Annotated in this window: 14 protein-coding genes; 7 read left to right on the forward strand and 7 right to left on the reverse strand. The window is 41.8% G+C overall.

Annotation, left to right across the window (positions count from 1 at the left end):
• Positions 1–499: 499 nt before the first annotated feature.
• The 6 genes from J5A56_RS07825 to J5A56_RS07850 all read left to right on the forward strand — a co-directional run bounded on the left by J5A56_RS07825 (position 500) and on the right by J5A56_RS07850 (position 9,593).
• Positions 500–1,699 (forward strand): serine/threonine protein kinase, encoded by a 1,200-nt coding sequence (locus tag J5A56_RS07825; protein ID WP_021672513.1) that lies wholly within the window; start codon positions 500–502, stop codon positions 1,697–1,699.
• Between the two features lie 251 nt (positions 1,700–1,950).
• Positions 1,951–2,682 (forward strand): M15 family metallopeptidase, encoded by a 732-nt coding sequence (locus J5A56_RS07830; RefSeq protein ID WP_021672515.1) that lies wholly within the window; start codon positions 1,951–1,953, stop codon positions 2,680–2,682.
• Positions 2,683–2,807: 125 nt separating this feature from the next.
• On the forward strand, positions 2,808–4,127 hold the full coding sequence (locus J5A56_RS07835; RefSeq protein ID WP_021672516.1) for a class I SAM-dependent methyltransferase: 1,320 nt from the start codon (positions 2,808–2,810) through the stop codon (positions 4,125–4,127).
• A gap of 327 nt (positions 4,128–4,454) precedes the next feature.
• The gene (locus J5A56_RS07840) at positions 4,455–5,603 is read left to right on the forward strand and encodes a hypothetical protein (protein ID WP_021672517.1); all 1,149 of its coding nucleotides are present in this window, start codon (positions 4,455–4,457) and stop codon (positions 5,601–5,603) included.
• A gap of 142 nt (positions 5,604–5,745) precedes the next feature.
• The gene (locus tag J5A56_RS07845) at positions 5,746–7,707 is read left to right on the forward strand and encodes a DNA topoisomerase IV subunit B (protein ID WP_036920159.1); all 1,962 of its coding nucleotides are present in this window, start codon (positions 5,746–5,748) and stop codon (positions 7,705–7,707) included.
• Positions 7,708–8,024: 317 nt separating this feature from the next.
• On the forward strand, positions 8,025–9,593 hold the full coding sequence (locus J5A56_RS07850; RefSeq protein WP_021672519.1) for a S41 family peptidase: 1,569 nt from the start codon (positions 8,025–8,027) through the stop codon (positions 9,591–9,593).
• 769 nt (positions 9,594–10,362) lie between these two features.
• Here the strand turns inward: J5A56_RS07850 and J5A56_RS07855 are convergent.
• The 4 genes from J5A56_RS07855 to J5A56_RS07870 form a co-directional block, all read right to left on the reverse strand.
• Entirely contained in the window at positions 10,363–11,121 is a 759-nt protein-coding gene (locus J5A56_RS07855) for a succinate dehydrogenase/fumarate reductase iron-sulfur subunit (protein WP_021672520.1), read from the reverse strand.
• Positions 11,122–11,168: 47 nt separating this feature from the next.
• Positions 11,169–11,522 carry a four helix bundle protein gene (locus J5A56_RS07860; RefSeq protein ID WP_021672521.1) on the reverse strand — a complete coding sequence of 118 codons (354 nt, stop codon included), beginning with the start codon at positions 11,520–11,522 and terminating at the stop codon, positions 11,169–11,171.
• A 111-nt stretch (positions 11,523–11,633) separates the two neighbouring features.
• Positions 11,634–13,616 carry a fumarate reductase/succinate dehydrogenase flavoprotein subunit gene (locus tag J5A56_RS07865; RefSeq protein WP_021672522.1) on the reverse strand — a complete coding sequence of 661 codons (1,983 nt, stop codon included), beginning with the start codon at positions 13,614–13,616 and terminating at the stop codon, positions 11,634–11,636.
• Between the two features lie 38 nt (positions 13,617–13,654).
• The gene (locus J5A56_RS07870; RefSeq protein WP_021672523.1) at positions 13,655–14,341 is read right to left on the reverse strand and encodes a succinate dehydrogenase cytochrome B subunit, b558 family; all 687 of its coding nucleotides are present in this window, start codon (positions 14,339–14,341) and stop codon (positions 13,655–13,657) included.
• A 1,239-nt stretch (positions 14,342–15,580) separates the two neighbouring features.
• On the opposite strand from J5A56_RS07870, the gene J5A56_RS07875 reads away from it, so the two are divergent.
• Positions 15,581–16,735, forward strand: coding sequence for a TlpA disulfide reductase family protein (locus J5A56_RS07875; RefSeq protein WP_021672525.1), 1,155 nt, complete (start codon positions 15,581–15,583; stop codon positions 16,733–16,735).
• A gap of 157 nt (positions 16,736–16,892) precedes the next feature.
• Here the strand turns inward: J5A56_RS07875 and J5A56_RS07880 are convergent, their stop codons facing one another.
• From J5A56_RS07880 to J5A56_RS07890, 3 genes are read right to left on the reverse strand one after another with little or no spacing between them, the layout of a single operon-like run.
• Positions 16,893–17,981, reverse strand: coding sequence for a DNA/RNA non-specific endonuclease (locus J5A56_RS07880; protein ID WP_021672526.1), 1,089 nt, complete (start codon positions 17,979–17,981; stop codon positions 16,893–16,895).
• 13 nt (positions 17,982–17,994) lie between these two features.
• Entirely contained in the window at positions 17,995–18,201 is a 207-nt protein-coding gene (locus tag J5A56_RS07885; protein ID WP_021672527.1) for a hypothetical protein, read from the reverse strand.
• Between the two features lie 16 nt (positions 18,202–18,217).
• Positions 18,218–19,546 (reverse strand): hypothetical protein, encoded by a 1,329-nt coding sequence (locus J5A56_RS07890; protein ID WP_021672528.1) that lies wholly within the window; start codon positions 19,544–19,546, stop codon positions 18,218–18,220.

The raw sequence follows: 19,546 nt of genomic DNA on the forward strand, positions 1-19,546 counted from the left end.
ATGTTTAATATTGTCGTTTGCTAAAACTTAAACAACATATTCCTTATACTGAATCTCTTTTCGATAGATAGTATTGTGTTGTCTTTGTAAAAGTAAGCCTCCTAACCAAGTAAGATTTGTTTTCTTATGGTAGTATAGTCCTTTTTAAGCCATAAATTACCCGTACACCAGTAATATATTACAAGGGTGTTAGCCCTCCGCACCATTGGTGCTTACCGTCAACACCACACGTGCTGAGCAACAGCACATGGGCATAAGATGGGAAAAGAGAATCCTGATAGTACTTATAAGAAAATATATAAGACACAAATGAATAACTTATATATGGAAAGTGTTTACCAGTAGGACTAATTTATTAATTACGATTAAGTTTCTTTATCCGTAAAATGAGAAGAATTATAATAAGGCATTTTAAGTTCTTCTTTTCTGTCTTATCTCGTTTTTTTTTACTACTTTTGTACACAAAAGACGTAAAGTTAATTAAAACCTACGAATATTAATGAGTGAGAACAAACTTTCCACTAACGAACAGGCACAGACTGCCGATGCTCCTGTAAAGGCCAGTTATACTGAATATAAGGTTATCCCATCGCAGGGATATTGTATGATTGTGAAGTGTCGCAAGGGCGACCAGATAGTCGTATTGAAGACTCTGAAGGAAGAATACCGTGAGCGTGTATTGCTTCGTAATGCCTTGAAGCGCGAGTTCAAGCAGTGTCAGCGGCTCAATCATTCGGGTATTGTACGCTATCAAGGCTTGGTAGAGGTTGATGGTTACGGACTTTGCATTGAGGAAGAGTATGTAGAAGGACGTACTTTACAGGCTTATCTCAAGGAAAATCATACAGATGACGAGAAAGTTGGTATCGTTAATCAGATTGCCGATGCATTGCGTTATGCTCATCAGCAGGGTATTACTCATCGTAATATTAAGCCCTCAAACGTACTTATTACAAAGCAGGGTGACTATGTAAAACTCATTGATTTCAGTGTTCTTTCACCTGAAGATGTGAAGCCTACAGCTGATACAACGCGCTTTATGGCACCAGAGTTGAAAGACCAGACGATGGCAGCCGACGGTACAGCTGATATCTATTCGCTTGGTACCATAATGAAGGTGATGGGACTGACATTGGCTTACAGTGAGGTTATCAAGCGTTGCTGTGCGTTTAAGAGAAGCGATCGTTATAGCAATATTGACGAACTCTTTGGCGATTTGAACCATGAAGGTTCATCATTTAGTATGCCAAAGATAGGTAAGGGCACCGTTGTGTTAGGTTTGATTATCGCTGTTATTGTCGGAGTTGGTGCATTGCTTTATAACTATGGCGGTGCATTGGTTGATCAAGTCGGTAAGATAGATGTGTCATCTGTCTTTAAATCTGATGCCGAAACAGCTCCAGAAGATACTATGAGGGTTAATGTAGCAGAGCAGGCTGATAGCCTTTCTACTGAAGCTGAGGCTCCTGCAACTGGTAAGCTTGCCTTTATGAATAAGATGAAGCCAGCCCTTTATAAGGACCTTGACGATATCTTCGAGAAGAATTCTGCTGATAGAGCACAGCTGACGAAAGCTATCAAAACTTACTATCGTGGGCTGATTCATGCTAACGACACACTCGATAATGAGCAGCGTGCTGAGGTAGACCGCGTATTTGGCGATTACGTAAAGCAGAAGAAGGCAGCATTAAATCAATAAGATACAGACACGGCAGAGGTAAGAGCTAAGTCACGTTGACGTGATGTTTGCTCTACTCGGAAGTAGTGTTTATAGAAGGCTGGGGCAGAGGCTGTGCTTTCTTTCAGAACCTTGAGAGGACATGAGAGGAAGACAGTGTCTGCCCTTGTTAGCTTTCGTATGTAGGTATGTGTTTTGTTGTCGACAAATGAATGATAACTACTGTAGCTATAATCCATGAATAGCTGTAGGATATATAATAAACAAAAAGAATGAAACGAATCTTTTATATGCTCTTTGTAGCCTCGCTGTTTGTTAGTAGCGTACAGGCACAGATGCCAACAGAGAGTCGTCGGCAGGCTGCTGGTCGGTCCATGGAACAACAGGGACTGGTTAATATTAAGCATGTGGACCCTTCTATCAAGGTGGCTTTGATGTATGCACGTACGGATAACTTCTGTAATCGTGTACTCTATCATGACCTACGTGATGCCTACGTGCTGCCCGCTTGTGCTGATGCATTACGTAAGGCACAGGCTGAGTTGAAGCGTCGTCGACCCGATTTAAGCCTGTGTATCTTTGATGCTACACGACCAATGAGCGTGCAGCAAACGATGTGGGATGCTGTGAAAGATACGCCAAAATACTTCTATGTGTCTAATCCTGCCCACGGAGGTGGTATGCACAACTATGGGATGGCTGTAGACATTAGTATCTGTAAAGCATCTTGGAACGATGCAACATGGCGTGATGGTGCTACGAGCTGTTCGATTGATACGATACCAATGGGTGTGAAAGTCGACCACATGGGTATAGCCAGTCATATTGATAAGGAGGCTGACCTCGTCTCTCGTCGTCTTATTTCTCGTGAGGCATTAGCCAACCGCCGACTTCTTCGTGAGGTGATGAGTGCTGCTGGTTTCATGCCTCTGCGTATCGAGTGGTGGCACTTCAACCTTTGTACAAGAGCTTGGGCAAAGAAGAATTTGAGGGTGGTGAGGTAAAAAAAGAAGCCTCACCCCCGCCCCTCTCCAAATGGAGAGGGGAGTGATTACCGACTTTGCTACAGTATTAGCATGGTAAGAATAAAATTCTAAGGACTATTAAGGCAATGCAAATATAGGATTAGATGAAGCAAAAAAACGATATAAGTCATTCAGAACTACTACTGCCAAGATATGTGCGGGACGTTCTAAGCGAACATAACATTTCACTCCCCTCTCCACTCGGAGAGGGGTTGGGGGTGAGGCTTCTTGCTCTCCAATCCCACCGCTACCCTGATATTGATATGCCCTTCCTCCTTGACCAGCTTTCTGGATGGCAGACAGCACGCACGAAACTGCCGTCGTGGGCAGCGAATGAGGATATCATCTACCCACCGCATCTATCAATGGAACAGTGTTCAAGTGAGCAGACAGCGGAGTATAAGGCACGACTTGTTACACGTCTCGTTGGGACAGGTACTTCTGTTTCTTCCAGTCTTTGTGACCTCACAGGTGGCTTTGGCGTTGATTTCTCGTTTACGGCACGTGCTTTTGAACGTGCAATCTACGTCGAACAGCAGGAGAAGTTATGTGCGTTAGCACGTCATAACTTCCATGCTTTAGGCTTAACACAAGCCGAAGTGGTCAATGATGATGGTACAGTCTATCTCCATCAGCTTGACCATGTGGCTGTGTTATTCCTCGATCCTGCCCGCCGTAATGAGCAAGGAGGTAAGACAGTGCTGATAAATGATTGTTCACCTGATGTTTTGGCGTTGGAAGAAGAATTCTTAGAGAAGGCTGATACGATTGTTATAAAGCTGTCACCAATGCTTGATTGGCATCGTGCTGTGGACGAACTCAATCATTTGGGCGATGTTGTTCGAGAGGTTCACATTGTTTCTGTACGCAATGAATGTAAGGAGTTGCTGCTTGTTTTGCAGAAGAATAAAGGTATAACAGAGGATAAAATGGCTGTGGAAAAAGCCATACAAGTGTTCTGCGTGAATGATGATTGCATTGTCTCTTATTCCCTTAATGAGGCTTTATGTACGTCACAGCGCATCGGATCGACTCTTCCAGTGTGTGGTCAATACCTCTATGAACCTAATGCTTCCTTGATGAAGGCAGGTTGCTTTGCACTACTCACAACTCGTTATCCACTTTCAGCATTAAGTTTGAATTCTCACCTTTTTGTCTCTGACGAGGTTATTGATGATTTCCCAGGGCGAAGGTTCGAGATAACAGCGGTTTCATCGTTCAATAAGAAGGAACTACGACGTAGTCTTTCAGGGATAGAAAAAGCCAATCTTGCTGTGCGTAACTTCCCCATGAACGTTGCCGATTTGCGCAAACGATTAAAGATAAAGGAAGGGGGAGAGGTCTACCTCTTTGCAACCACAGATACAGAAAGCAATCACCTGCTTTTCGTTTGCAAGAAAACAGCGATACTAACAAAAAAGTAGAAGGTGTCATGAGATATTATCTATCATTATAATAAATGATTATTGTGGTTTTAGTGAATGCTTAGGAACTATTTAATAAATGATGTTTTGCAAGTATGTTAAGCATAAACTGGAGTTGTCTTAATGATAAACACATATGGTGCGGATGGTTAGCACGAGTGGTGCGGATGCTTAGCACATATGGTGCGGATGCCTAACACGAGTCCTTATGACTGAGTAGCAGGATAGTAATAGTCAATAAAAAGGAGCGTAAATTTGCCAATCTACCTTTTTTTTAGTACTTTTGCATGTTTAAGATTAGGAAAATAACGAATTTTAAAATACTAAATGTCATCAGTTCAGATAAAGAGAGTCGAAACGAAGAAAGACTTAAAGGATTTCATTGAGTTTCATTATGATCTCTATGAGGGCGATCAGTATGATGCCCCAAACCTCTATAGCGATGAGTTGAAAACGCTGTCAAGAGACAAGAATGCTGCTTTTGACTTCTGCGAAGCTGAGTATTTCCTCGCCTTGAAAGAGGGGAAAGTGGTGGGTCGTGTGGCTGCCATCATCAATAATAAGGCAAACGAGAAATGGGAGAAGAAAGATGTTCGCTTCGGTTGGATAGACTTCATTGACGATATAGAAGTGTCAAAAGCTCTGTTGAAGGCTGTTGAAGACTACGGCAAAGAGAAGGGCATGACCTCTATTGTTGGTCCACTTGGCTTCACAGATATGGACCCAGAAGGTATGTTGACATGGGGCTTTGATCAGCTCGGTACAATGGCAACTATCTATAACTACGATTATTATCCAAAGCACATGGAGAAACTTGGTGGCTGGGAGAAGGATAATGACTATGTAGAATACCGTCTTGATGTTCCAGAAACAGCGCCAGAGAAATATACGAAAATTGCTGAAATGGTAGAGAATCGTTATAATCTACGTATTCGTAAGTTGACTAAGAAGGATATTTTCGAAGGAGGTTATGGCAAGAAACTATTCGACTTAATCAATGTGACTTACTCGCATTTGTACGGATTTTCTGAATTGACTGAACGCCAGATAAACCAGTACGTCAATATGTATTTCCCATTTGCCGACCTTGATCTCATTACAGTTATAGAGGATGGCAATAAAGATAACCAGTTAGTTGGTCTTGCTATTACCATACCATCGTTGACACGTGCCTTGCAAAAATGTCATCGTGGACGTCTTTTCCCATTTGGATGGTGGCATATTCTACGTGCAATAAAGTTCCATAAAACAGATGTCGTAGACCTTCTTTTGATAGGTGTTCTTCCGGAGTACCGTGCAAAGGGAGCGAATGCACTTGTCTTTGCTGACCTCATCCCACGCTATGTGAAATATGGCTTTAAGTGGGGTGAGACACATGTAGAGATGGAGACCAACGAAAATGTACAGAGTCAGTGGGGTCCATTAGACCCAATTATGCACAAGAAGCGCAGATGCTACAGGAAAGCTATTGGGTGATAGGTGTTGAGTGTTGGGTGGCGAGAATATCTATATTACGTGTTATTCTCCTATTTAACACCTACACTCTAACTGTTAATCATTTTGTATCACCTATCAATTAACACCTATCACTCTCAAATTAACACCCAACACCCAACACATGGACAAGTCATCAACACCCAACACCCAACACCCAACACCCGTATCTTACACCGACGATAATATCCGACACCTATCGGATATGGAGCATGTGCGTACCCGTCCGGGCATGTATATTGGTCGTTTGGGTGATGGTAAGTTGCCAGAAGATGGTATTTATGTACTCCTGAAGGAGGTCATTGATAACTCTATTGACGAGTTTAAGATGAATGCCGGCGACCGTATTGAGATTGATGTGGAGGATAATCTGCGTGTTAGCGTGCGTGACTATGGTCGTGGTATTCCGCAAGGTAAGCTCGTTGAGGCTGTATCAGTACTGAATACAGGTGGTAAGTATGACTCTAAGGCGTTCAAGAAGAGTGTCGGACTGAATGGTGTCGGTGTGAAGGCAGTCAATGCACTTAGCTCTCACTTCGAGGTGAAGAGCTTCCGTGACGGTAAGGTACGTGAGCTTTCGTTTGAGAAAGGTAACATCCAGAGCGACAAAACGAAGAAGTCTGCGGATGAGAATGGCACTTACATATACTTTGAACCAGATGCAACTCTCTTCAAGAATTATAGCTTCCATGATGATATCGTGGAGGAGATGCTCCGTAACTACACCTATCTGAACACGGGATTGACGATTATGTACAATGGTCGTCGTATACTTAGTCGACATGGTTTGAAGGACCTTTTGACTGATAATATGACTGTTGACCCATTGTATCCTATCGTTCACATGAAGGGAGAGGATATTGAGATAGCTTTCACTCATACCAACCAATATGGCGAAGAGTACTATTCCTTCGTGAATGGACAGCACACAACGCAGGGTGGTACACATCAGACAGCTTTCAAGGAGCATATTGCCAAGACGATAAAAGAGTTCTTTGGTAAGTATGAGTATGGGGATATTCGTAACGGATTGGTGGCTGCCATTGCTGTAAACGTTGAAGAACCAGTGTTTGAATCACAAACAAAGATTAAGTTGGGTTCTACACAGATGTCGCCTGATGGTGAGTCTATCAATAAGTATGTGGGCGACTTTATCAAGACAAACGTTGACAACTACCTTCATATTCATAAAGAAGACTTCACCGATATACTTGAGAATAAAATCAAGGAGACCGAGCGAGAACGCAAGGCGATGGCTGGTGTTACGAAGTTAGCACGTGAACGTGCAAAGAAAGCTAACCTCCATAACCGCAAGTTGCGTGACTGTCGTGTACACTATTGTGACGTAAAAAACAATCGAAAAGAAGAGAGTTCAATCTTTATTACAGAGGGTGATTCAGCCAGCGGAAGCATCACCAAGAGTCGTGATGTGAACACACAGGCTGTCTTCTCATTGCGCGGTAAACCACTAAACTGCTTTGGCTTGACAAAGAAGGTGGTGTATGAGAATGAAGAGTTTAACCTCCTTCAAGCAGCACTCGATATAGAGGACGGACTCGATTCACTGCGTTATAACAAGGTGATTGTGGCAACGGATGCCGATGTTGACGGTATGCACATCCGCTTGCTCATTATAACTTTCTTCTTACAGTTCTTCCCAGAGCTGATTAAGAAAGGACACGTATATGTTCTTCAGACACCGCTCTTCCGTGTTCGTAACCGTCGCACAAAGATAAAGAACAAGGAAGTTATTGCTGAAGCGGATGCTCGTCGTGCAAAAGGGGAGAAGAACGATTTTATCACACGCTACTGCTACTCTGAGGAGGAGCGAATAGCAGCTATCACTGAGCTCGGTCCAGACCCAGAAATCACCCGATTCAAGGGACTTGGTGAGATTTCACCTGATGAATTTGCCCATTTCATCGGTCCAGATATGCGTTTGGAACAGGTTACCTTGCATAAGAATGACCAAGTAGCCAAACTCTTGGAGTATTATATGGGTAAGAACACGATGGAACGTCAGAACTTTATTATTGACAACCTTGTGATTGAAGAGGATTTGCCAGAAGAGCAATTAGAGATGTAAAGGAGGTTCTCATCATATGGATTTTCTATCATTGATTATCCAAAGAACTGTTGACAGGGACTTTCAAATCAGTCGTCTGATTTTTAAAAACACTCGACTATTTTTTCAAATCAGTCGAGTGTTCTATTAAAGGAGTATAGAGTTCTATCAGAATAATCAGTCTGTACGTTACGCAATTGTCACAAACAGGATATTAAACAAGCAATATCAGTCAATAAATTCAACGAGATAGAAGGGCAAACGAAGGGACTCAAATGACAGTCTCATGCGTTGTCTTTCAAAGAAAACAGAGTTTCATTAAAATACAATATTAGTCTATGAAAAGGTATATCTATCTTTCACTCCTTTGTCTCTTTAGCTTTTTACCATTGTCAGCACAGCTGAAGAACGACTCACCCTTGCGTAAGTTGCAGTTAGCAGAGATGGCTATTACCAACTTCTATGTGGACTCTGTGAACGAACAGAAGTTGGCGGAGGATGCTATCAGGGGTATGCTTGAGAAGCTCGACCCACATTCTACCTACACCGACGCAAAAGAGACCAAGGCGATGAACGAACCGCTGCAGGGCGATTTTGAGGGTATTGGCGTGCAGTTCAATATGATTGAGGACACACTTGTCGTAATCCAGCCTGTTGTCAACGGACCGTCTCAGAAGGTGGGTATCCTTGCTGGCGACCGTATCATCAGTGTGAACGACTCTGCAATCGCTGGTGTTAAGATGGCACGTATCGACATTATGAAGAAGCTGCGTGGCAAGAAAGGCACGAAGGTGAAGTTGGGCATCGTGCGCCGTGGCGTAAAAGATGTACTGACTTTTATTGTTACACGTGCTAAAATACCTGTTCATACAATCAATGCTTCCTATATGATTCGTCCTAACGTGGGTTATATTCGCATAGAAAGCTTTGGAATGAAGACCCATGACGAGTTTATGACGGCTGTTGACTCATTGAAGAAGAAAGGAATGAAAACCCTACTTCTCGACCTGCAGGACAATGGCGGCGGCTATCTCCAGTCTGCCGTCCAGATTTCCAATGAGTTTCTTAAGAACAACGATATGATAGTCTACACAGAAGGACGTCGTTCTCGCCGACAGAACTTCAAGGCAGTTGGCAATGGACGTTTGCAGGATGTGAAGGTCTATGTATTGGTGAACGAACTTTCAGCTTCGGCTGCAGAGATTGTCACTGGTGCTATTCAAGATAATGACCGTGGAACTGTTGTTGGTCGTAGAACCTTTGGTAAGGGACTTGTACAACGTCCGCTCGACCTTCCTGATGGTAGTATGATTCGACTGACCATCGCCCATTACTACACGCCAAGCGGTCGTTGTATTCAAAAGCCTTACAAGAAGGGTGACCTGAAGGACTACGAGATGGATATTGAAAAACGCTTCAAGCACGGCGAGCTGACCAATCCTGACAGCATTCAGTTCTCTGATTCTTTGAAGTATTATACTATCCGTAAACATCGAGTTGTCTATGGTGGCGGAGGCATTATGCCTGATTACTTCGTTCCACTTGACACTGCAAAGTTTACTCGTTACCATCGTATGCTGTCTACAAAAAGTATTATCATTAATGCATATTTGAAGTATGTCGATGCGAACCGCAAGGTATTGAAGGCGCAATACAGCTCGTTTGACGCATTCAATAAGGATTATGTGATACCACAATCATTGCTCAATGAAATCGTGGCAGAGGGAAAGAAAGAGAAGATAGAACCGAAGGATGAAGCCGAACTGAAGGCTACACTGCCTCACATTGCTGTACAACTGAAGTCGCTTGTTGCCCGTGACCTATGGGACATGAACGAATACTTCCGTATATGGAATGCACAGAGTGACATCGTCAACAAGGCTGTGGAACTTGCAACGGGCAAGTAACAAGGCCGTAAAATCCTAACAACAGAGAACTGTATAGACATACAGGGGCGTACGATTCGTGTGTTCGCAAAGAATGTACAAAGGCGGACAGACGACGCATGCGCCCTTTCTTTGTCTCTGAAAGCGTCATTCATAGCTTGTTAGATATCAATTTATAGAACTCCCTCTATAACCCTCACAAACTTAAGCAAGTAGATAGACAAAATCGGCTCTATAACGAATCGTGTGGGTTGTTTGAGCCGATTAGAATAATATCTGTTGTATTCATAGAAAGAAGTTATTTGTTCAGTTTAGTTTTAGCGTTTTACTCTTTAGCCAACGAAATAGGATGTTTTAAGGTATTAATTCATACTATGTTTATGAATGTTTACCATCATTTGCTGCGGTGCGGATACTCTGCACATGTGGTGCGGAGGGTTAGCACATATGGTGCGGAGGGTTAACACCACATGTGCGGAGGGTAAAATTCACTATGATATAAGGATGATAGGGGATGAGTTGTGAGCAAAATGTTGTAGTACTAAGAATAAACAGGAGGTGTGTAGAAGCTTGTTTAACTCAAACTCCTTTATACTTGTAGATTAATTCGTCTTCATCTGTTCAGCCATAAAGCCATTAAACATAGGAACGCTGGCAAGGAAAAACTATTTACTCACACGATTCGTTATAGAACCAAAAAATCCCATAACTCCTATACAGAGCTATGGGATTTCCTATTTTAAGGATAAGCATGGCAGTAGACTTAATAATCACTGCCAATTGCTCATGACTAATCAGCAAACTTTGCCTTGATGAACTCACGGTTCAAACGAGCGATGTTAGCAATCTTCTCGTTCTTTGGACAAACAGCCTCGCAAGCACGTGTGTTAGTACAGTTACCGAAGCCGACCTCGTCCATCTTAGCAACCATTGCCTTAGCACGCTTAGCAGCCTCAGGCTTACCCTGTGGCAAGAGAGCTAACTGACTTACCTTAGATGAAACGAAGAGCATAGCAGAACCATTCTTACATGCAGCAACACAAGCGCCACAACCAATACATGTTGCGCAGTCCATTGCCTCATCAGCATTGTCTTTAGAGATAAGAATAGCGTTAGCATCCTGTGCCTGACCGGTACGGATTGTTGTGTAACCACCAGCCTGAATAATCTTATCGAAGGCTGTACGGTCTACCATACAGTCCTTGATAACTGGGAAACCAGCTGAACGCCATGGCTCAACAGTGATAACATCACCATCGTTGAAACGACGCATATAAAGCTGACAGGTTGTTGCACCACGCTCAGTCTTACCATGTGGAGTACCGTTGATATAGAGTGAGCACATACCGCAGATACCCTCGCGGCAGTCGTGGTCGAAGACGAAAGGCTCGTCACCAGCTTCGATAAGTTCCTCGTTGAGGATATCGAGCATCTCAAGGAATGAGGTATCGTCTGGGATGTTCTTCATCTCATGTGTATCGAAATGACCCTGATCCTGTGGACCATTCTGCTTCCAATACTTAATTGTGAATGATATATTTCTTGCCATTTTGTTTGTTTTTAGTTGACAAGTAAACAAGTTGTGAAGTAAACAAGTTATTTGTTCAGAGACTTAATCAATGATGTCAGCATTCTGATGATGGTTTGAACATCGTTGCAAAGCTGTTGAGCAAGTTCTGTATGAAGAAACTCTAAGTCCTTTGAAAGAATTAATTGAGTTTCTAACTCACACGCAGAACCCAATGCTATACTGAGGAAATTCTCAGTCTCACGTGTATGGAGTCTGCCATAGCCTTCTGCTATATTGGAAGGGATTGAAACGACTGCTCTCCGCATTTGTGAAGTGAGTCCGAAGACTTCTTCCCGAGGAAATTTCTTTGTCGCCTTATAGACGTTCAAGACAAGTACCATTGCTTTCTGCCAGACGAGTAAATCCTTGTGCGTTGTCATACATTAAACTTGTACTATGACTTCTTGCTTATATTGTCTGCATTTTATATTAATGTTTTTGAGATGGAACAAGCCGACAACTTGTCAACTTGTTCACTATCAACTCGTCAACTAGTTTTTATAGTTACGTGTTTGTACCTTGATTGCCTCATACTCGAGAGGTTCTTTGATAAGCTCTGGGGTCTTAGTGTCATCACCCTGATACTCCCAGCAGCCAACATAGAAGAAGTTCTCGTCGTCACGCTTAGCTTCACCTTCCTCTGTTTGGTGCTCCTCACGGAAGTGACCACCACAACTCTCCTCACGATGTAATGCATCATAAGCTACGAGCTCACCCATAAGGATAAAGTCTCTGAGGTGGATAGCCTTATCAAGCTCGATGTTCAGACCTTCTTTCTTACCAGGAATGAAGAGGTTAGTGTTGAATTCCTCGCGAAGAGCCTTCAACTGCTTGAGACCTTCCTCAAGACCTTCCTTGGTACGACCCATACCAACATACTCCCACATGATATGTCCAAGCTCCTTGTGGATTGAGTCTACAGAACGCTTACCCTGGATACCCATCAAGCGGTCAGTCTCTGCCATAACACCTTTTTCTGCCTCCTCAAACTCTGGACGATCGGTTGAAATCTTGCCCCAAAGTGCCTGATCAGCGAGATAGTTCTGAATAGTATATGGCAACACGAAGTAACCATCAGCAAGACCCTGCATCAAAGCAGAAGCACCAAGACGGTTAGCACCGTGGTCAGAGAAGTTACACTCACCGATTGAGAACAAACCTGGAATGGTTGTCATCAACTCGTAATCAACCCAGATACCACCCATTGTGTAGTGGATAGCAGGGAAGATCATCATTGGGTTGTAGTACTTCACGCCGTTAATCTCATTAGCAAGCTCGCCTGGGTTAACGTCTGTAATCTCCTCATACATATCGAAAAGGTTACCATAACGCTGAAGAATTGTATCGATACCAAGGCGGTTGATTGACTCAGAGAAGTCGAGGAACACGGCAAGACCAGTGTTGTTAACACCGAAACCATGGTCGCAACGCTCCTTAGCAGCACGTGAAGCCACGTCACGAGGTACGAGGTTACCGAATGCTGGGTAACGACGCTCCAGGTAGTAGTCGCGGTCCTCCTCTGGAATATCCGACCCCTTCTTTGTTCCTGCCTGCAATGCCTTAGCATCTTCCAGCTTCTTAGGAACCCAGATACGGCCATCATTACGCAGAGACTCTGACATAAGGGTCAGCTTAGACTGCTTATCACCGTGTACAGGAATACAAGTTGGGTGAATCTGAACGTAAGATGGGTTAGCCATATAAGCACCCTTACGGTAGCACTGGATAGCTGCTGTACAGTTACAACCCATAGCGTTGGTTGAAAGGAAGTATGCGTTACCATAACCACCAGTAGCGATAACAACAGCATTAGCTGTGAAACGCTCCAGTTTACCAGTCACAAGGTTCTTAGCAATGATACCACGAGCGTGACCGTCAACGATAACTACGTCCTCCATCTCATAACGAGTATAGAGCTTTACCTTACCTGTAGCAACCTGTGCACTCAATGAAGAGTAAGCACCAAGCAACAACTGCTGACCAGTCTGACCCTTTGCATAGAAAGTACGGCTTACCTGTGCACCACCGAAAGAACGGTTAGCAAGCATACCACCATACTCACGTGCGAATGGAACTCCTTGTGCAACGCACTGGTCGATGATGTCGTTTGACACCTCAGCAAGACGATAAACGTTAGCTTCACGAGCACGATAGTCACCACCCTTTACTGTATCGTAGAAAAGACGGTAAACTGAGTCACCATCATTCTGATAGTTCTTTGCAGCATTGATACCACCCTGTGCAGCGATAGAGTGTGCACGACGTGGTGAGTCTTGGATGCAGAAGTTATATACGTTGAAGCCCATCTCACCGAGAGAAGCGGCAGCACTGGCACCAGCCAGACCTGTACCAACAACGATAACATCCAGTTTCAGTTTATTCTTTGGGTTAACCAAACGCTGATGTGCCTTGTAGTTCGTCCACTTTTCGGCTACAGGACCTGCTGGTATTTTGGAATCTAATATCTTTGTCATGATTGTTTTTGAATTAAATTTTCAACTTAGATACTTAATTATGCAGCACAGCAAAGGCTTGGTGCACAATGGAAAGCAAATGCAAGCACTACAATAAGGAAGCCAAGCATCAACAGCGTAACATAGATGTTACCAATAGTCTTCCAACGGTTGAACCACACCTTACCGTTAAGACCGACTGTCTGCAAAGCACTCCAGAAACCGTGAGAGAGGTGGAACCACAATGCGGCAATCCAAATAACGTAGAGCACTACATAAACAGGATTAGCGAATGTGTACTTGATGTAAGCAAAACCATTAGCTGGATGGAAAGGTACATCAATATGAGCAAGCTCTGCAAACATCATGTTGTACCAGAAGTTGAAGAAGTGAAGTCCAAGACCGAGCAGCACGATGAGACCGAGAACGAGCATGTTCTGACTTGCCCACTCTACTGCTACAGGCTTCTCTGTAACAGCATAACGATTGTCACCACGTGCACGGCGGTTCTGTGCTGTAAGGATAAACGCATAAACGATGTGACAAACTGCCAATGCACCAAGGCCAGCCGTAGCTGCTACTGCATACCAGTTAGCACCCAACAGCGCACAAATCATGTTGTAAGCGTCTCCTGAGAAGAGTGCAACAAGATTCATACAGCAGTGGAACGTCATGAATAGGATCAGCGCCATACCCGTAACGGACATAATCACCTTTCTACCAATAGATGAATTGATTAACCACATAAATGTTTTGTTTTAAATATTTAAACTGTTAGAATTATTATTCCAAAATAGACCATACGACAAAAGGGCTAAGCTCTGTCTTCCATCAAAATAATTTCCTAAAAAATAATACCAAGATATTAGTATATGCACACTCCAAATGCGTTGCAAATATACTAAATTTTAATGATTTATCAAAGTATTTTAATCAAAATGTCTGGTATTTAGACTTAAAATAAGGAGACTCTACCTATCCTAATAAATGAGGATAAAATTTGAAGCCACCTTAATCCTCTAACACTAAATACTGTAAGTGACTCAAGTACCTGAAAAATAAAGTGTTCATTCATCTTTATACATGAAACTTTGAAGTTTGAAGTTTGAACTTTGAACCTGGAACATTGAACTTGGAAGAAATATATCTCAATTTCTCTTTGTGTCAGATCCACCTCTCCAATATAACTTTTATCTCGGTGTAATCCGCTTCTGTGTACCAAAATAGAAGGCTACTTTATCATCTCCAATTCCTGAAGAGAAAATCGCAACAATCACAACAATCACAACCACAATAAGGATTTTGCACGCCTTTCTACATTATATTAATGCATAGACGCTTGTTGTATAATGTCGATTTTTAATACGAAAAAACTTTACATAAACTCGATAAAATGTCTATATTTACAGTCTAAAATATAAGAAAAAAGCGGTTTTGTAACTAACATAAAGTCAATTAGTTACAAACTCACTTTTAAAAGGTGCTTAATTGGATGCCAAAAGGGCGTTAGTAAGAGTCTTAAAGGGCACCTTTTCGAAGTCAATTGGGCGTCTTTTTGAAGCCAAAAGACCATATGTTGGTTTTAATGCGTGTGAAAATATTTTACATATCCATGGGTTAGCAAAGAAGTATTTTGATTTTTTGAAACGAAAAAATGATTATGAATAGATTAGGGAACTGCATGCTTCCAGTTTTCTTTAGCTTGTTGTTTATTCTTTTGCTGTGACCATCTGACATTACATGGTCATACATCATGATAGCATATAAGACCATGTCATCAATCTACTTATTTAACGGAAAATCCTTTAAAAAGATATTGGAAAACGATGGTTAGCGGTTAATGCGTTATCCTTTTAATGATGGAAGAACGTTTCAGATAAGTATTATGAATTTGATAATATTTGACGATATTTGCTTTGCAGTTTTCTCAATTTACGTTACCTTTGCACGAAACATAAATCAAAAACGTAAATATCTATTAAATAATGAAGTATAAAATCGGTAACATTTTAGTAGCAGGCATTGCGATTGTAGGACTTGCTGTATTGGCAAGTTGTACGGGAGAAAAGTTCCATGTGATAGGTTCTATTGCAAATGCAAAGGATTCTTTACTCTATTTTGAACATAATGGACTTGATGGTTTCTCAACTGTTGACTCTGTAAAACTCGATGAGAAGGGCGCTTTTTCATTCTCTGGTGATAAGGCTGATAATCCTGAGTTCTATCGTCTTCGTATTGCTGGACAGATTATTAATATCGGTATCGATTCTACTGAGACGGTTGATGTAAAGGCTACTTATCCACAGATGGCTACCGATTACACGGTGAAGGGTTCTTATGAAAACGAAAAGATCAAAGAGTTAGCACTGAAACAGATTGACCTACAAGCTCGTTGTCAGTCTATCTTTGCAGAGCGTCCTGACCTTGCTGACTCAATTATCACCGTGTTGATGAATGACTACAAGCAGGATGTATCACGCAACTATATCTTTAAGGAGCCTATGCGTGCTTATAGTTACTTTGCTTTGTTCCAGTATATCGTTATTGGTAATCAGGCACATTTAATCTTTGACCCATCTCGCGACGTGGCTGATAATAAGGTGTTCGGTGCTGTTGCAACGAGTTGGGATACTTATTATCCTGATTCAAAACGTACGCAGAACCTACATAATATTACTATTAAGGGTATGAAGGATGAACGTATTGTAAAGGCACAGAATCAACCCGTAGAGTTGGAAGCGAAAGAGTTGGGTGTCGTTGACCTTCCTTTGCGTGATAATCGTGGTGTAGAACGACATCTGACTGATTTGAAAGGTAAGGTCGTTTTACTCGACTTCCATGTCTTCGCTGCAAAAGGTTCTACGGAATATATCATGCAGCTGCGTGACCTTTATAATAAGTACCATGACCGTGGATTAGAGATCTATATGGTTTCATTGGATGACAATGCCCATTTCTGGAAGGAGCAGGTGGCTAATCTCCCTTGGATTAATGTTTATGACGATAGGGGTATCAGTCAGGCTTACACGGCTCCTGCACAGACAGTCCCAATCATTTACCTCATAGATCGTGGTAATAACATAGTGAAGAACCCTTCACAGATTCAGAATCTTGGAGAGGAAATAGAGAAGCTGCTGTAAAAGTTGAGGCTTCTACGAATATGTCAAAACTTAATTAGTCCGTTTATATCGTATAAATCGAATATAAGGCATAATAAAAGAGGGATGCGCATCACATCCCTCTTTTATTTTAATGATTAACCAAATTCTAATACGAAAGTCTGTTCTTTCTATATTATTAATTCCAGAAGTTGTCGTCTAACTTTTCTTCTACAGCCTGTTCTATATCGTCTTCAAGGTTGCAGAAGAAGTCAATGCCAATACGGTGCTGAAGCTCTTTTATAGTAATAAATTCGGTCTTACTTTTTTTATAGTGAGGAGACCAAATACCGAGGGCGCGATAGGTTTTTGTTTTTTTGTCGTAGGCAAGCAGTGCCATATAGAAGAATTTAGGTACGATGCCAGGGAACTTAGGTACAACAGACTTGCCCTCTTTCTCTGCCATTTCTATTAAATCAGTTTGCTTACAGATATACTCTTCTTTATCGATAGTAGCCCCTTTCACAACATAGAGCGTATCACATTTGCCAGCCCATATACGTACCTTATCTTCAAGTATCTGCCATACACCACCATTGTGTCCTTGTATTTGAGGTTGCATGTTACTTAAATAGAATGTTTGGACATTCTGTTCGGTTGAGTAACGTCTGTCATTTGATGGGCAAAGGTGTCCACGAGTAAAACCACTTCCTGAATAGTCTTTGAGAGAAGTCTGTTCGTTCTCAGGGATGTCTGGATCTGGTTTAAACTTATTATGTCGTGGGGCATTTTTCTGTAGGAGAATATCATACATTTGATAACAAGACCAACGGTTTGCTTTAAGATTAACATCCCACTCTAATGAGTAGTTAACCAATCTTCCTCGTGCTCCTTCCGTGGTATAATGGGTAACTTCGTAGGTTTTATTTGTACCTTGATAAAAACGCGGGAACTCCAAGCGCCATCCCTCAGGATTCCTTTTTAAGTCATCCTCCGTATTACGATTGGCATTCTTGTTTGTTGGGTCTGGCGTTGGGGTAGGAGTGGAGTCCTCGGTTATTGTATATTCAATCTGAGAAAAGAGGAAGTCCTTCGAAACCGTTTCATTTTTAGGATAGATTTTGATACCAACTCCTTTAATTATTCGAGTACTATCAATGGTTTCACCCATGATGTAGGTATGTACTTCGCCACGTTTAGTAGTGATGGTAATTGTCTGTTTCTTGTTTTGTGCTGTAGCTGCTGCGCTAAGGAAGAATAATATCAAAATAAAAATATTCTTTTTCATATTTAATCATCTTTTAGTTTAGGTTGTTATTATTGTCTGTACTCCATAGATTAGGCTTTGCGCATCCGCTTTCCCAAGTATTACCAGAACCGTGATCTTGATCTGTATTTATTTTTGTTCCACTCTGGTTTACATCCTTTCTATTACTGTTCATAATAAAGTTGGTAGTCTCAGATTGGATATTAATGATAGTAGGATAAATATAGTTCTTTTTCTTCATAATAATGTATTCTTTATTAGTTTATGATTAGTTTATGTCCATTCGCAATATAGATTCCCTTTGGCAGGTTATTAATACTATTGCCCATGTACTGCCCATTGAGGTTATACACCTTATTTTGAGTTGGCGTTGAAAATACTTCCCTATTATTAATACCTGTCGTTTCACCAAAGAAGGCTATTTTGGCTCCAGTTGTGGCTGGTACGCGGTAAAAGGCACGTAATCCCTTTAGGAGATTAGCCTTATTATCTGAACTCGATGGATAGTAAAGGTTACCATTTTTGGCAAGAAAGCGTTCTGTCTTGTTGAGGGCAAGTTTTGTTGGCTTGTAGGTTGCCACAAAGCAGAATTGTCCATCGTCTGATTTGATTGTCTGTGCTTCTGTCGCTTTGAGTTTCACTCCCTCAAAGGTTGGGTTCTCTATGTCCCATTTAACAATATAAGGGATACCTGCTTCAATTCTGTTCTGTTCATTTTCAAATATCATGGTGCTACCTTCAACGTTTCCTGTGAACTTAGCAATTTCAACACCTTTCAAATAATTGTCTTCTATATCGAAAGGGATGGAAAAGGTGTTCCAATGTGTTGCAGAGAGTGTACGCTTCAGGCGAACAGCGGCATCTATGATGTCATTTTGAGGTGATACAAATCCCTTTTCATCATCAATGACGAAGACAACTGCGCGCTGCCCATTTTGATACATTGGGTTGATTTCATGCTTTGCACCATTAGGTATTGCAATACCTGCAAGGTCAATAATAGCTCCGTTATAAGGCTTTGTATATTTATCTTTGCTGGCAGTACTGTTGAAACGATTGTTAATGACAATTCCCTCTTGTGTGGTGAGTTGCTCGTTAGTGATACTTAGATTCTTTAAAAGAACCCAATCAGCGATACTATTGGTATATTCAGTAGCTTCTATTTCTTTAGGCTGTACCTCTTTCTCTGTTACAGGGGCTGCAATGATAAGATATGCTGTGTTAGTCTTACCACTGATAGCCTTAAAATGTGGAACTCCATTCTCTAATACATATTCACCAGTAATTTGTCCTGCTAAATGTTGATTGCATGCAAAGGGGATATTTGGTTTGATACCGTAAAAGCATACAGCTCCAGTGTTGTCACGTATGTATGCCTCCTGTGTGTCGCCAGTACCATAAACATGGAGTACACGAGCCATACTACCATTATTGCCATCGGTGAAGCTGAGTGTAGCATAGCTTCCGCTTTCTAAGGCTTTAAGTTCTTTGATGCTCTTTACCTTGGCAATAGGCTTTGCTGGCTTCGCACTTGAATAGGTGATTCTTATGGTTTTGATATAATTAGCTTTACTAAAGTTTCCCAC

This window comes from Prevotella melaninogenica, from assembly GCF_018128065.1.
Taxonomy (GTDB): domain Bacteria; phylum Bacteroidota; class Bacteroidia; order Bacteroidales; family Bacteroidaceae; genus Prevotella.